The 14,414-nt window shown below is 65.7% G+C and carries 12 protein-coding genes; 10 read left to right on the top strand and 2 right to left on the bottom strand.

Annotated elements, in window-relative coordinates:
• The first annotated feature begins 439 nt into the window (after positions 1–439).
• From miaB to ybeY, 3 genes are read left to right on the top strand one after another with little or no spacing between them, the layout of a single operon-like run.
• On the top strand, positions 440–1,819 hold the full coding sequence (gene miaB, locus U9J41_RS14275) for a tRNA (N6-isopentenyl adenosine(37)-C2)-methylthiotransferase MiaB (protein ID WP_322402860.1): 1,380 nt from the start codon (positions 440–442) through the stop codon (positions 1,817–1,819).
• Positions 1,816–2,925, top strand: a complete 1,110-nt coding sequence (locus U9J41_RS14270) for a PhoH family protein (RefSeq protein ID WP_322402859.1) — start codon at positions 1,816–1,818, stop codon at positions 2,923–2,925. Before miaB ends, U9J41_RS14270 begins: the two co-directional genes overlap by 4 nt.
• Positions 2,906–3,379 (top strand): rRNA maturation RNase YbeY, encoded by a 474-nt coding sequence (ybeY, locus tag U9J41_RS14265; protein ID WP_322402858.1) that lies wholly within the window; start codon positions 2,906–2,908, stop codon positions 3,377–3,379. The genes U9J41_RS14270 and ybeY overlap by 20 nt, the downstream gene beginning before the upstream one ends.
• A gap of 143 nt (positions 3,380–3,522) precedes the next feature.
• On the opposite strand, the gene U9J41_RS14260 is transcribed toward ybeY, so the two are convergent.
• Together U9J41_RS14260 and U9J41_RS14255 are read right to left on the bottom strand one after the other, a co-directional pair.
• On the bottom strand, positions 3,523–5,784 hold the full coding sequence (locus tag U9J41_RS14260) for a xanthine dehydrogenase family protein molybdopterin-binding subunit (protein ID WP_322402857.1): 2,262 nt from the start codon (positions 5,782–5,784) through the stop codon (positions 3,523–3,525).
• A 14-nt stretch (positions 5,785–5,798) separates the two neighbouring features.
• The gene (locus U9J41_RS14255) at positions 5,799–6,254 is read right to left on the bottom strand and encodes a (2Fe-2S)-binding protein (protein ID WP_322402856.1); all 456 of its coding nucleotides are present in this window, start codon (positions 6,252–6,254) and stop codon (positions 5,799–5,801) included.
• A 199-nt stretch (positions 6,255–6,453) separates the two neighbouring features.
• Between U9J41_RS14255 and U9J41_RS14250 the strand changes: the two genes are divergently transcribed.
• From U9J41_RS14250 to U9J41_RS14220, 7 genes are all read left to right on the top strand, one after another.
• Positions 6,454–7,332 carry an HlyC/CorC family transporter gene (locus U9J41_RS14250; protein WP_322402914.1) on the top strand — a complete coding sequence of 293 codons (879 nt, stop codon included), beginning with the start codon at positions 6,454–6,456 and terminating at the stop codon, positions 7,330–7,332.
• Positions 7,333–7,345: 13 nt separating this feature from the next.
• Positions 7,346–8,923, top strand: a complete 1,578-nt coding sequence (lnt, locus tag U9J41_RS14245; protein WP_322402855.1) for an apolipoprotein N-acyltransferase — start codon at positions 7,346–7,348, stop codon at positions 8,921–8,923.
• A 122-nt stretch (positions 8,924–9,045) separates the two neighbouring features.
• Positions 9,046–9,951, top strand: a complete 906-nt coding sequence (glyQ, locus tag U9J41_RS14240; RefSeq protein ID WP_322402854.1) for a glycine--tRNA ligase subunit alpha — start codon at positions 9,046–9,048, stop codon at positions 9,949–9,951.
• A 20-nt stretch (positions 9,952–9,971) separates the two neighbouring features.
• Positions 9,972–12,068 carry a glycine--tRNA ligase subunit beta gene (glyS, locus tag U9J41_RS14235; protein ID WP_322402853.1) on the top strand — a complete coding sequence of 699 codons (2,097 nt, stop codon included), beginning with the start codon at positions 9,972–9,974 and terminating at the stop codon, positions 12,066–12,068.
• A 13-nt stretch (positions 12,069–12,081) separates the two neighbouring features.
• Positions 12,082–12,645 (top strand): D-glycero-beta-D-manno-heptose 1,7-bisphosphate 7-phosphatase, encoded by a 564-nt coding sequence (gene gmhB / locus U9J41_RS14230; RefSeq protein ID WP_322402852.1) that lies wholly within the window; start codon positions 12,082–12,084, stop codon positions 12,643–12,645.
• A complete protein-coding gene (locus U9J41_RS14225; protein WP_425260451.1) occupies positions 12,642–13,424 on the top strand; it encodes a lysophospholipid acyltransferase family protein in 783 nt (260 codons plus the stop codon). The genes gmhB and U9J41_RS14225 overlap by 4 nt, the downstream gene beginning before the upstream one ends.
• A 44-nt stretch (positions 13,425–13,468) precedes the next feature.
• Positions 13,469–14,398 carry a M48 family metallopeptidase gene (locus U9J41_RS14220; RefSeq protein WP_322402851.1) on the top strand — a complete coding sequence of 310 codons (930 nt, stop codon included), beginning with the start codon at positions 13,469–13,471 and terminating at the stop codon, positions 14,396–14,398.
• The last annotated feature ends 16 nt before the right edge of the window (positions 14,399–14,414 follow it).

Raw genomic sequence — 14,414 nt, 5'->3', positions numbered from 1 at the left:
ATGCACTTGTTTTTCGGACAAATTATCAAACTCATATGCCGGGTTCACACTCGACCTGAGCACAAAATTCATTGGCCGAAATCAAGCTAACCGGTGGAAAGCTTGTCACATAGTCATTTCAGCACATGGTGACGAATTGTGGCGCACGCAAGTGTTTTTTTGGACTAATTTTGCAATTGCCGAGCTACACGAACTACTTGATTTACAACGAGAAACTTATTCGAGTCGCGTTTGCAACTTTAAAGATAACAGCTGGCAAGGAAAATACAAGATTTAACAATGTAACCGACTGTACAGAACTTTATATGCGGAAAGTTCCAATTCCGCGGAGTACATAACGCCGGCGCGCAGGGACCGCACGCACCCGGTTTTCCGGCCCGTATTCCGATTTACGGTAAACTGGACGTCCACTTGTCAAAGCATCACTCAGAAGCATTCCATGCAGAAAAAAGTATTCATCAAGACCTTCGGTTGCCAAATGAACGAGTACGACTCGGACAAGATGGCGGACGTGCTGGGCGCGTCCGACGGGCTCGTACGCACCGACACGCCGGACGACGCCGACGTGATCCTGTTCAACACCTGCTCCGTGCGCGAAAAGGCGCAGGAAAAAGTGTTTTCCGACCTCGGCCGCCTCAAGGAACTCAAACGGTCCAAGCCCGACCTGATCATCGGCGTGGGCGGCTGCGTCGCGTCGCAGGAAGGTGAGGCCATCGTCAAGCGCGCGCCGCACGTGGACATGGTGTTCGGCCCGCAGACGCTGCACCGCCTGCCGCAGATGATCCAGATGCGCCGCCACACGGGCGCGGCGCAGGTCGACATCAGCTTCCCGGAAATCGAGAAGTTCGACCACCTGCCGCCGGCCAAGGTCGAGGGGCCCATCGCCTACGTCTCGATCATGGAAGGCTGCAGCAAATATTGCAGCTACTGCGTCGTGCCCTACACCCGCGGCGAGGAAGTCTCGCGCCGCTTCGAGGACGTGCTGACGGAAGTCGCCGGCCTGGCCGCGCAGGGCGTCAAGGAAATCATGCTGCTGGGGCAGAACGTGAATGCCTACCGCGGCGCGATGGAGCCGGGCGGTACGGCCGGCGCCGAGATCGCCGACTTCGCCCTGCTGCTGGAATATGTGGCCGAGATCCCCGGCATCGAGCGCCTGCGCTTCGTCACCAGCCACCCCAAGGAATTCACCCAGCGCCTGATCGACGCGTACGCGAAGATCCCGCAGCTGGTCAACCACCTGTACCTGCCCGTGCAGCACGGTTCCGACCGTATCCTGCAGGCGATGAAGCGCGGCTACACGGGCCTGGAATACAAATCGATCATCCGCCGCATCAAGGCGGTGCGTCCGGATATCTCGGTCTCGTCCGACTTCATCGTCGGCTTCCCGGGCGAGACGGACGCCGATTTCGAGGCGATGATGAAGCTCGTGGAAGACGTCGGCTTCGACAACAGCTTCAGCTTCATCTTCAGCAAGCGCCCCGGCACGCCGGCCGCCAACCTCGAAGACGATACCCCGCACGAGGTCAAGCTGGCGCGCCTGCAGCGCCTGCAGGCGCAGATCGACGCCAATACGCGCAAGACCAGCGCGGGCATGGTCGGCAGCGTGCAGCGCATCCTGGTCGAAGGTCCGTCCAAGAAGGGCGGCGGCGAGCTCCAGGGACGCACCGAGAACAACCGCGTCGTCAACTTCTTCCCGGGCGCCGCCGGCAGCGACGCGCTCGTCGGCCAGCTGGTCGACGTGCGCATCACCGAGAGCCTCGATTACACCCTGCGCGGCGACCTGGTCGCCAGCATTGATACGATTGCCAAAGCCAGTTGAAAACGCCCACCCAGCCTTCGTACTTCACCCCCGAGCCGCTCGATAACACGCGGCTCGCCCACCTCTGCGGACCGCTCGACGAGAACCTGCGCCAGATCTCGGCCGCCCTCGACGTGACCATCTTCCGGCGCGGCGAACGCTTCATCGTCAGCGGCACCAATGCACAGCGTGCCGTCGAACTGCTCGAGCGCTTCTATGCCGTCGCCGACAAGGTCGTGCCGATCGAGGAGGTGCAACTGGCACTCGTCGAACAGCGCGCCGGCCTGAAGCCCAAGTCCGCGGACCTCGACGCGCCGCCGCCGCCGAAGGAACCCGGCGCCGCGGTCACCGAGGAAGCCGACAAGGGCGCTGGCGCGGCCGACGACGGGGACCTGGTCAGCCCGATGCTCAAGACGCGCCGCCACGACCTGCGCGGCCGCACGCCGCACCAGATCCAGTATCTGAAAGCCGTGCTCGAACACGACATCAGCTTCGGCATCGGCCCGGCCGGCACCGGCAAGACCTATCTCGCCGTCGCCTGCGCCGTCGACGCCCTCGAACGCGACGCCGTCAAGCGCATCATCCTGACGCGTCCGGCCGTGGAAGCGGGCGAGCGCCTGGGCTTCCTTCCCGGCGACTTCGCGCAAAAGGTCGACCCGTATCTGCGCCCGCTGTACGACGCGCTGTACGACCTGCTCGGCTTCGACCGCACGCAGAAGCTGTTCGAAAAGCAGGTGATCGAGATCGCCCCGCTCGCGTTCATGCGCGGGCGCACGTTGAACCACGCGTTCGTGATCCTGGACGAAGCGCAGAACACGACGGCCGAACAGATGAAGATGTTCCTGACCCGGATCGGCTTCGGCAGCAAGGCCGTCGTCACGGGCGACGTCACCCAGGTCGACCTGCACAAAACGCAGCGCAGCGGCCTCGTCGACGCCATGCACGTGCTGAAGGACGTGCGCGGCATCGCCTTCACCCAGTTCTCCAGCGCCGACGTCGTACGCCATCCGATGGTGGCCCGCATCGTCGACGCCTACGAGAAGGCCGCGTCGGTGCAGGAACTCGGCGCACTCCCGGGCACTTTGAATAAACCAGCCGCTACCCGCCATGTCCGCAAAAAAGCATAACCTCGAACTGGACGTCCAGTACCCCGACACGCGCCTGGAAGCGGCCATCACGCCCGCGATGGTCGAGCGCTGGGTGCAGGTGTCCCTCCTCGGCCCGGCCGAACTGGCGATCCGCTTCGTCGACGCGCAAGAAGGCCAGACCCTGAACCGCGACTACCGCGGCAAGGACTACGCCACCAACGTGCTCACCTTCGCCTACAACGAGGGCGCGGAACTCGCCGACGACGAACCGACGCAGGCCGACATCGTCCTATGCACGGACGTGCTGCAGCGCGAAGCGGACGAGCAGAAGAAGACGGTCGAGGAACACGCGGCGCACCTCGTCGTGCACGGCGTGCTGCACGCGCAGGGCTTCGACCACGAGACGGACGAGGAAGCGGAAGAGATGGAACAGCTCGAGCGCGACATCATGGAAGTGCTCGGGTATCCCGATCCGTACGCGGAGAACGAATAATCGTCGTCCCTGCGGAGGCGGGGACTCAAGTATCCACATCCGTACGCCGAGAACGAATAATCGTCGTCCCCGCGCAGGCGGGGATCCAAGTTTGCGGGCAGGTCGAGTAAATTGGGTTCCCGCCTGCGCGGGAACGACGGTTTTCAGGCCTTCTTGAGCTGCTCCCCGATCGGCAACTTGCGCACCCGCTTGCCGGTCGCCGCGAACACCGCATTCGCCAGCGCCGGCGCAATCCCCGCCGTCCCCGGCTCGCCGATGCCGCCCGGATCGTCGTGGCTGTTTACGATATAGACTTCCACGATCGGCGACTCCGGCATGCGCATCACGCGGTAGTCGGAGAAGTTCGTCTGCTGCACGCGCCCCTTCTCGACCGTCACCTCGTCCCACAGCGCCGCGCTGGCGCCGAACACGATGCCGCCTTCCATCTGCGCGACGATGGTGTCCGGGTTGACGTTCTGGCCGCAGTCCACGGCGCACACGACGCGGTGCACGCGCACGTCGCCGTCCGGCCCCACCGACACTTCCGCCACCTGCGCCAGATAGCTGCCGAACGCGAACTGCGTGGACACGCCCCGCCCCAGCTTGCGCCCCGCGACCGGTTTCAGCGGCTTGCCCCATCCCGCCTTCGCGGCAGCCAGGTTCAGGACCGCCAGGGTGCGCGGCGATTTCTGCAGCAGCGCGCGGCGGAACGCGACGGGGTCGGTCTTGCTCGCATACGCCAGCTCGTCGATGAAGCTCTCGACGACGAACACGTTGTGCGTGGGGCCGACGCCGCGCCAGAACGCCGTCGCGAGACCGGGCGGTTCGTGGCGCACGTATTCCACGCGGATGGCCGGAATCGAATACTGCAGGTCGGCCGCCGCTTCCACCGCGTCCGGGTCGACGCCGTTCTTGACCATGGCCGGGGCGAAGCGCGCCATGATCGACGATCCCGTCACGCGGTGGAACCAGGCCACGGGCATGCCCTTGTCGTCGATGCGCGCGGACATGCGGTCGACGTAGTACGGGCGGTACATATCGTGCTGGATGTCTTCCTCGCGGGTCCAGATGATCTTGATGGGGCCCTTGGCCAGCTTGGCGAATTCCACGGCCTGGATCACGTTGTCGACTTCGAGCCGGCGCCCGAAGCCGCCCCCGATATAGTGGTTGTGCACGCGGACCTTGTCGACCGGCAGCCCGGTGAGCTTCGCCGCCGCGCCCTGCGCCAGCGCGGGCACCTGCGTGCCGACCCAGATGTCGCAGCCGTCCGGCTTCAGGTCGACCGTGCAGTTCATCGGCTCCATCGTCGCATGCGCCAGGAACGGGACTTCGTAGACGACGTCGATGCGGCGGCCCGGACCGGCGTCCAGCGCCTTCAGCGCGTCGCCCTTGTCCGTGGCGACGGCGCCCGCGTTCTGCGACACCTTCATCATGTCGGCGACGATGCCGGCCAGGCTGACGTTGGCGTTGGCGCCGTCGTCGAAGCGCGGCGCGGCGGCCGCCAGGCCCTGTTTCGCGGCCCAGAAGTGGTCGGCCACGACGGCCACGGCGCCTTCGATGCGCAGCACCTGGCGCACGCCTTTCACCGCCATCGCCTTCTGCTCGTCGACCGCCGTCACCTTGCCCCCCAGGACGGGCGACGCCGCCACCGCGGCGATCCCCATGTTCGGCAGGCGCGCGTCGATGCCGAATTGCGCGGATCCGTTGACCTTCGCCGGCGAGTCGAGACGCTTCACGGGCTTGCCGACCAGTGCGAACGTGGACGCATCCTTGAGCTTGACCTCGGCCGGAAACTTCAGTTGCGACGCCGCGTCCACGACCTCGCCGAAATGGACGGACCGGTTCGACGCCTCGTGCCGGATCGTCCCGGCCACGACTTTCAGGTCGCCCGGCGCCACGTTCCAGTTCTTCGCCGCCGCCTGCACGAGCACCGTGCGGACCTTGGCTCCGGCCTCGCGCAGCGGTTTATATGTGGACCGGATCGACGTCGAGCCGCCCGTCACCTGGCCGCCCAGCAGCGCGTCGGCGTACAGCGAATTGTTGGCGGGCGCCTGCTCCAGTTTCACTTTCGAGAGATCGGCGCCGAGTTCCTCGGCCAGCAGCATCGGCAGCGACGTGAACGTGCCCTGGCCCATCTCGACCTTGTGGATGATGAGGGTGACGATACCGTCGCGGTCGATGCGGATGAAGGCGTCGTGCGCGAGGCCCGGCGGCTCGTTGGTCATCGCGGTCGAGGCCTGGCCGACGGCCTTTTCGGATGGCGGTTCCTTGCGGTCGCCGGACGGCGCCTCGCCCGGCACCAGCTTGTGGCAACCGAACAGCGAAAAGCCGAACAGCAGGCTGCCGCCGCCGACCGCACCGGCTTTCAGCAACTGGCGGCGCTTGTTCGAGACGGCGGGTGCTTTATCCTCGGTGATCTGGTCCATGTGGTCGCCCTCTCTCATGCCTGGCCGGAAGCGATCTTGATCGCCTTGCGGATGCGGTTATAGGTCCCACAGCGGCAGATATTGCCGGCCATGGCGTTGTCGATGTCGGCGTCGCCCGGTTTCGGGGTCGCGTGCAGCAGCGCGGTGGCGGACATGATCTGGCCCGACTGGCAATAACCGCACTGGACGACGTCGATCTTGCGCCACGCGTCCTGCACCCTGGCCCCGACCGGATCGTTGGCGATCGCCTCGATGGTCGTGATCTTCTTGCCGGCCGCGGCCGACACGGGCGTCACGCACGAGCGGATCGCCTGGCCGTCCAGGTGCACGGTGCAGGCGCCGCACAGGGCGACGCCGCAGCCGAACTTGGTGCCGGTGAGGCCCAGCACGTCGCGGATTGCCCACAACAGGGGCATGTCGTCGGGGACATCGAGGTCGGTGGTGGTGCCGTTGACGTTCAAGGCGGGCATGGCGGTTCCTTTCCGTAGCAGACTGCCAACTATAGGACGAACTCTGCAGGCAATGGCGCACGGGTCACGGCCATACCGCCAACGCGCACGATCGTGCGGATAGCGAGTGTCCGCCTGGCCCCCGGTGCTGCATAAAAATCAGGCACGACGGCTTTTGGTGTATCCTATGGCCCATCGCAACAACGGCTTCACGCCAACTATGCCCGAGCACCCTGCTGACGTCCGCACGGACGCCAAAACCCACCGATCGCTGTTCGAACGGTTGACCGCACTGATTTCCCCGGAACCCGAAAACCGCGCCGAGCTGCTCGAAGTGCTGCACGATGCGCACGAACGCAATCTCATCGACGCCGATGCCCTCTCGATGATCGAAGGCGTGTTCCAGGTGTCCGACCTGTCGGTGCGCGACATCATGATCCCGCGTTCCCAGATGGACGTGATCGACATCACCAAGCCGATCGAGGAATGGCTGCCGATCGTGCTGGAAACGGCGCACTCGCGCTTCCCCGCCATCGAGGGCGAGCGCGACAAAGTGGTCGGCATCCTGCTCGCCAAGGACCTGCTGCGCTACTACGCGGAAGAATCGTTCGACGTGCGCGACATGCTGCGCCCGGCGATCTTCATCCCGGAATCGAAGCGCCTGAACGTATTGCTGCGCGACTTCCGCGCGAACCACAACCACATGGCCATCGTCGTCGACGAGTACAGCGGCGTGGCCGGCCTGATCACCATCGAAGACGTGCTGGAACAGATCGTCGGCGACATCGAGGACGAGTACGACTTCGACGAGGAAGAGGACAACATCCTCTCCATCAAGGAAGGCCAGCACGGCCCGCGCTGGCGCGTGAAGGCGCTGACGGAGATCGAGCAGTTCAACGAAGAAATCGGCGTCGACCTGCCCGCGGACGACGTCGACACCATCGGCGGCCTCGTCGCCAGCCACCTGGGCCGCATGCCGCACAAGGGCGAAGTGTTCGACCTCGAGAACCTGCGTTTCGAAGTGCTGCGCGCCGACGCGCGCCAGATCCACGTGCTGCTGGTCGAAAAGCTCCCGGCCGTCGACGACGATCACGATTGACGCGGGACCTGCAGTGTTGGCATCCAGTCTGAACCCGCGGCGCCGCCGCAAGCCCGCCGTGGCGCCCGATCCCGCGCTGCGCGGCACGCGGCCGAGCGTCACGGGCCTCGTCGTCGCGGCCCTCGCCGGCGCCTCGAGCCTGTTCTCGTTCGAACCCTTCGGCTGGTGGCCGCTCCAGTTCATCGCGCTCGCCTATTTGTTCTACCAGGTCGGCATGGGCAGTTCGACCCGCCGCGCCGCGTTCCTCGGCTGGGCGTTCGGCTTCGGCTGGTCGGTGGCCGGCATGCACTGGCTGTATATCGCGCTGAACCGCTTCGGCGGCCTGCCGGCCGTGCTGTCCGCCATCGCCATCGCTTTGCTGGGCCTGTATATGGGACTGTTCGGCGCGTTCGCGGCCGGCGCCGCGTCATGGCTGCGCAAACGGTGGGCGCTGCAGGTAGCAGCGTTCCTGCTGCTCGTCTTCCCGGTCTGCTGGGGCGTCTCGGAATGGATGCGCGGCTGGGTGTTCACCGGCTTTCCCTGGGCGGCATCGGGCTATGCGCACGTGGCGGCGCCCCTCGGCGGCTTCGCGCCGGTCCTCGGCGTGTACGGCATCGGCGTGCTGGTGGCCATGTGCGCGGGCTGCATCGCGATGCTGACCCAGCGCCGCAAGCTGCCGGCGCTGGCCCTGTTCGCCGCGCTGCTGCTGACCGGCTGGGGCCTGAAGCACGTCGCCTGGACGCATCCTGCCGGCCAACCGCTCACCGTGCGCCTGCTGCAGGGGAACATCCGCCAGGACGAGAAATTCAGCGCCGAGCACCTGGGCGAAATCCTCGTGCGCTACCGCGACATGCTGACGGCCGCGCCGGCCGACCTGATCGCGGCACCGGAAACGGCGATCCCGGTATTCCCGAACCAGCTGCCGCCCGACTACCTGCAGACGTTCCGCGACTACGCGGCGCGCACCGGCAGCGCCTACCTGTTCGGGATTCCTCTCGCCACAAGCATGACGGTGTACGCGAACAGCGTGGCCGGCATCGGTCCGCAGGGACAGTCCTACCGCTACGACAAGCACCACCTGGTGCCGTTCGGCGAATTCATCCCGACGGGCTTCCGCTGGTTCACGGACCTGATGCGGATCCCGCTGGGCGATTTCACGCGCGGCCCGGCCGTGCAGGCGCCGTTCGCCGTGAAGGACCAGCGGGTGCTGCCGAACGTCTGCTACGAAGACGTGTTCGGCGAAGAGATCGCGCACAACCTGCGCGCGGAAGCGCAACCGGCCACCGTGCTGCTGAACGTGTCGAACCTCGCGTGGTACGGCGAATCGGTGGCGATCCCGCAGCACCTGCAGATCTCGCGCATGCGTAGCCTGGAGACGGGCCGCCCGATGCTGCGCGCCACGAACAACGGCGCCACCGCCGTCATCGACGGCCGCGGGAACGTGCAGGCGCTGCTCCCGTTCTATCGCCAGGGCACGCTGGCGGCCACGGTGCAGGGCATGGCCGGCAGCACGCCGTATATCCGCTTCGGCAACCTGCTGTTCCTGGCCCTGGGCGCGTTGCTGCTGGGTGGCGCCTGGTTCGCGGGACGGCGCCGGCAGACGACCGGATAAAATAAGCGATTCACTTCAAGCCAATCAGTAAAACCCGCTAGAATTGGTGTTTTAGCAAACCCGCCGCGTACGCGCGCCGTGCGCGCGACGCCTCAGGCAGTCGCAGGCTCCAAGTCAATAATATGCTTACATTCCAACAAATCATCCTGACGTTGCAAACCTACTGGGACAAGCAGGGTTGCGCCCTGCTCCAGCCGTACGACATGGAAGTCGGCGCGGGCACCTTCCACACCGGCACCTTCCTGCGCGCGATCGGACCGGAACCCTGGCGCGCCGCGTACGTGCAACCGTCGCGCCGCCCCAAGGATGGCCGCTACGGCGAGAACCCGAACCGCCTGCAGCACTATTACCAGTACCAGGTCGTCCTGAAACCGGCGCCGGAAAACATCCTCGACCTGTACCTCGGATCGCTGGAAGCGCTGGGCCTGGACCTGAAAAAGAACGACGTGCGCTTCGTCGAGGACGACTGGGAAAGCCCAACCCTCGGCGCCTGGGGCCTTGGCTGGGAAGTCTGGCTGAACGGCATGGAAGTCACGCAGTTCACCTACTTCCAGCAGGTCGGCGGCCTCGATTGCAAGCCGGTGCTGGGCGAGATCACGTACGGCATCGAGCGCCTCGCCATGTACCTGCAGGGCGTCGAGAACGTCTACGACCTGGTGTGGACCGAGTGGGAAGAGAACGGGGAAACGAAGTCGCTGAGCTACGGCGACGTGTTCCACCAGAACGAAGTCGAACAGTCGACCTACAACTTCGAGCATTCGAACACGGACCTGCTGTTCCAGGCCTTCAATAACCACGAGAGCGAAGCCAAGCGCCTGATCGAACTGGCGCTCACGCTGCCGGCGTACGAACAGATCATGAAGGCCTCGCACAGCTTCAACATGCTGGATGCGCGCGGCGCCATCTCCGTCACCGAGCGCGCCGCCTACATCGGCCGCGTGCGCACCCTGTCGCGCCTCGTCGCCCAGGCTTATTACGATTCGCGCGAGAAGCTGGGCTTCCCGATGCTGCCGAAAGCGGCCGCCTGAGAACAGAACAAGACAACACCATGAATCAGACACTACTCGTCGAACTGCAGACCGAAGAACTGCCGCCGAAGGCACTCGTGAAACTGGGCGCCGCTTTCGCCAGCGGCATCGCGAACGGCCTGAAGGCCCGCGATTTCACGGACGCCGACAGCGTCGTCACCACCTACGCGACCCCGCGCCGGCTGGCCGTCTCCATCACGAACGTGCGCGCCACGTCGCCGGACAAGACCATCCGCGAAAAAATCCTGCCGGTGGCCGTCGCCCTCGACAAGGACGGCAACCCGACCGCGCCGCTGGCCAAGAAGCTGGCCGCCCTCGGCTTCCCCGACCTGAAGGTCAGCGACCTGGAACGCGCCCAGGACGGCAAGGCCGACAGCTTCTTCTACACCTACACGGCGCCGGGCAGCGTGCTCGCCGCGGGCCTGCAGCCGGTGCTGGAAGAGACGGTCGCCAAGCTGCCGATCCCCAAGGTGATGAGCTACCAGCGTCCGGACGGCGCGACCGTGCAGTTCGTGCGCCCGGTGCACTCGCTGCTGGCGCTGCACGGCGAGAACGTCGTGCCGCTGTCCCTGCTCGGCCTCGACGCCGGCCGCGCGACGCTCGGCCACCGCTTCCTGTCGAACGGCCAGCCGTTCGATATCGTCCATGCCGACGCCTACAATGAACTGATCAAGGTCTTCGGCAAGGTCGTCGCGAATGCAGGGGAACGCAAGGAATCGATCCGCGCCCAGCTGCTGGCCAAGGCCGGCGCCGACCAGGTCTTGATGCCGGAATCGCTGCTGGAGGAAGTGGCCGCGCTCGTCGAATGGCCCGTCGTCTACGAATGCCATTTCGAGGAAGCGTTCCTGGCCGTGCCGCAGGAATGCCTGATCCTGACGATGCAGACGAACCAGAAGTATTTCGCGCTGACGGACTCGAACGGAAAGCTGCGCTCGCGCTTCCTGATCGTATCGAACCTCGCGACCGACGATCCGTCCGCCATCATCGGCGGCAACGAGCGCGTCGTGCGCCCGCGCCTGTCGGATGCCAAGTTCTTCTTCGAACAGGACAAGAAGAAGTCGCTCGAATCGCGCCTGCCGCTGCTGGCGAACGTCGTCTACCACAACAAGCTGGGCACCCAGGCCGAGCGCACGCAGCGCGTCACGCGCCTCGCGGGCGCCATTGCCCGCCGCCTCGGCTACGACGTGCTGCTGGCCGAACGCGGCGCGCAGCTCGCGAAGGCCGACCTCCTGACCGACATGGTCGGCGAGTTCCCCGAGCTGCAAGGCATCATGGGCACGTATTACGCCCGCAACGACAACGAGCACGAAGAAGTCGCACGGGCCGCGTCCGAGCACTACCAGCCGCGCTTCTCGGGCGACGCCCTGCCGTCGACGAATACGGGCCTGACGGTGGCGCTGGCCGACAAACTGGAAACCCTCGTCGGCATCTGGTCGATCGGCCTGCAGCCGACCGGCGAAAAAGACCCGTTCGCGCTGCGCCGCCACGCGCTCGGCGTGATGCGCATGCTGGTCGAGAAGCGCCTGCCGCTCGCGCTGTCCGACCTGTTGCACGACGCCGCCGGCGTCTTCGACTACCTGCCGACCTTCAAGGATCCGACGCTCGACGTGACGGCCTTCATGCTGGACCGCCTGCGCGGCCTGCTGCGCGACCGCGGCTTCGCGCCGAACGAAGTGGAAGCCGTGCTGGCGCAGAACCCGGACCGCGTGGACGACGCCGTGCAGCGCCTGGAGGCCGTGCAGGCGTTCGCCGCGCTGCCGGAAAGCGCCTCGCTGGCCGCCGCCAACAAGCGCATCACCAACATCCTCAAGAAGAACGAGGAAGCGCTCGCGCAGGCGGGCGCCGTCAATGCGGCGCTGCTGCAGGACGAGGCGGAGAAAAAGCTGTACGCGAGCGTGCAGCGGGTGCAGCCGGAAGTCGACGCGGCCTTCGGGCGCGGCGACTTCACGGGCACGCTCAAGACGCTGGCCCAGCTGCGCGACGACGTCGACGCGTTCTTCAACGACGTGATGGTGATGGCCGACGACGTCGCCTTGCGCAACAACCGCCTGGCCCTGCTGTCCATCCTGCACCGCATGATGAACCGCGTGGCCGACATCTCGAAGCTGGCGGCATAAGCGAAACGAAGCCATGAAGCTGATCATCCTCGACCGGGACGGCGTCATCAACCATGACTCTCCCGCATTCATCAAGTCGCCCGCCGAGTGGGTTCCGATTCCCGGTTCGCTGGAGGCGATCGCGCGCCTGAACCAGGCGGGCTACCGCGTCGTCATCGCGTCGAACCAGTCGGGCATCGCGCGCGAGCTGTTCGACATCGCGACGCTGAACGCGATCCACCAGAAGCTGCATGCGAGCGCCCAGCTGGTCGGCGCGGACATCGACGCGATCTTCTTTTGCCCGCACGCGGCGATCGACAACTGCGACTGCCGCAAGCCCAAGGCCGGGATGTTCGAGGAGATCAGCAAGCGCTTCAAGCTCAGCCTCAAGGGCGTGCCCACGGTGGGCGATTCGCTGCGCGACCTGCAGGCCGGCTTCATCTGCGGTTGCGTGCCCTACCTGGTCCTGACCGGCAAGGGCGAGAAGACCTACGAGACGGGCGGCCTGCCGCCCGGCACCCAGGTCTTCCCCGACCTCGCCGCCATGGTCGACGCCTTCCTCAAGACCGCGTCCACGCCGGCGCCTGCCGCCGCATGATCGTCACTACCGCCACCCCAGCCCTGGAGACCTCGCCTTTGCGTACCGCCGCCCTGTTCCTGCGTTCCCTGTTGTTCACGGTCGTCATGGCCGTCGCCACCGTCGTCTGGGCCTGCGTCTGCTTCCTGGCGGCGCCGTTCCCGTACAACACGCGCTTCTGGGTCACGTCGCGCTGGAACGTCTTCATCATCTGGTGCGCCCGCGTCATCTGCGGCATCCGCTACGAGGTGAAGGGGTACGAGAACCTGCCGGACCGTCCCGTGATCCTGCTGTCGAAGCACCAGTCGGCATGGGAGACCATCTTCATGCTGCCGAATATGAAGCGGCCGCTCGTCTACGTCTTCAAGAAGGAGATCCTGTACATCCCCTTCTTCGGCTGGGGCATGGCGCTGCTGCGCATGATCCCGATCGACCGCAGCAAGGGCAAGCGCGCCTTCGCCCACGTCGTCAAGATCGGCAAGGCGCGGCTCGCGGACGGCCAGTCGATCATCATGTTCCCGGAAGGGACGCGCATCCCGGTAGGCCAGAAGGGGCAATACAAAAGCGGCGGTACGCGATTGGCGATCGCGGCGGATGCCACCGTCGTGCCGATCGCGCATAATTCAGGTGAGTGCTGGCCCAAGAATTCGTTCATCAAGCGGCCCGGCCTCATCACCGTCTCGATCGGCAAGCCGATTGCGCCGGAAAATCACACTCCCGACAGTCTGATGCAAGAGGTCGAAAATTGGATAGAATCGGAAATGCGCGTCATTTCGCCCCACGCCTATTCAGGTATTTGAATGAACTGGGCGCGCAGACCAAAGCACCATCGAAGCCGCCCACCATGACCTCCCCCAAGACCGACGCGAACCAGCTGGAGCTGTTTGCCCAGGAACCCGGCGCGGCGCTCAAGCCAGCGCCGACGCCCACACCCACGCCCACGCCGGCGGCGAAAGCCGTGCCGCCGGTCCCGCTGTTCAAGGCACCGCCGGTGCCGACCCGCACCTTGCCCATTCCGCCCGTCGGTCCGAACGACCCGCCGCTGCGGCGCATCCAGCTCGGATCGCACACCGTGCACTACGCGCTGCGCCGCTCGGCGCGCCGCTCGCACGGCTTCATGGTCTGCGACGACGGCCTGTTCGTGACGTCGCCGAATCGCGCGCCGCTGGACGACATCGAACGCGCCATCCGCGCCAAGCAGCGCTGGATCCTCACCAAGCTGTTCGAACGCGGCGAGCGCCGTGCCGAGCGCGCCGAACGCGCGCCGGTGGCATGGGTCGACGGCGCGCAACTGCCCTACCTGGGCGACGACATCACCCTGCGCCTGGACCCGGCCGCGCGCAGCCACTGCCTCTACGATGCGCAGACGCGCACGCTGCACCTGGGCGTGACCCCTGGCCTGGAGACCTGGCAGATCCGCGAGCGCGTGAAGCTGTGGTTCCAGGACGAGGCGAAACGCATGTTCCGCGAGCGCCTGGACCTGTATGCGCCGCGCGTGGGCGTCACGTATCGCTCGTGCGCGATCTCGTCGGCCGGCACGCGCTGGGGCTCGTGCACGGTGGCCGGGAACATCCGCCTGAACTGGAAGCTGGTGCACTATCCGCTCGCGCTGCTGGACTACGTGGTGGTGCACGAACTGGCGCACCTGCGCGAGATGAACCACAGCCCGGCATTCTGGGCCGTCGTCGGCGAGGTCTTTCCGGATTACGATGGCGCCAAGGTGGCGCTCAAGAAGCGGTCGGTGGAGATGCCGGTGCTGTTCCCGGACGAGTGATCAAGGATCACATCGT

Source organism: Massilia luteola (assembly GCF_034420155.1).
GTDB classification, from domain to species: domain Bacteria; phylum Pseudomonadota; class Gammaproteobacteria; order Burkholderiales; family Burkholderiaceae_D; genus Telluria; species Telluria luteola.
The sequence above is the reverse complement of the archived record's forward strand: the minus strand, read 5'-3'. Positions and strand labels throughout refer to the sequence as shown.

Excerpts from the sequence above, each read along its gene's own strand:
- U9J41_RS14255 (WP_322402856.1), bottom strand. The coding sequence starts at position 6,254 with ATGCCCGCCTTGAACGTCAACGGCACCACCACCGACCTCGATGTCCCC.
- U9J41_RS14220 (WP_322402851.1), top strand. The coding sequence starts at position 13,469 with ATGACCTCCCCCAAGACCGACGCGAACCAGCTGGAGCTGTTTGCCCAG.
- ybeY (WP_322402858.1), top strand. The coding sequence starts at position 2,906 with ATGTCCGCAAAAAAGCATAACCTCGAACTGGACGTCCAGTACCCCGAC.
- gmhB (WP_322402852.1), top strand. The coding sequence starts at position 12,082 with ATGAAGCTGATCATCCTCGACCGGGACGGCGTCATCAACCATGACTCT.
- miaB (WP_322402860.1), top strand. The coding sequence starts at position 440 with ATGCAGAAAAAAGTATTCATCAAGACCTTCGGTTGCCAAATGAACGAG.
- U9J41_RS14250 (WP_322402914.1), top strand. The coding sequence starts at position 6,454 with ATGCCCGAGCACCCTGCTGACGTCCGCACGGACGCCAAAACCCACCGA.
- U9J41_RS14260 (WP_322402857.1), bottom strand. The coding sequence starts at position 5,784 with ATGGACCAGATCACCGAGGATAAAGCACCCGCCGTCTCGAACAAGCGC.
- glyS (WP_322402853.1), top strand. The coding sequence starts at position 9,972 with ATGAATCAGACACTACTCGTCGAACTGCAGACCGAAGAACTGCCGCCG.
- U9J41_RS14225 (WP_425260451.1), top strand. The coding sequence starts at position 12,642 with ATGATCGTCACTACCGCCACCCCAGCCCTGGAGACCTCGCCTTTGCGT.
- glyQ (WP_322402854.1), top strand. The coding sequence starts at position 9,046 with ATGCTTACATTCCAACAAATCATCCTGACGTTGCAAACCTACTGGGAC.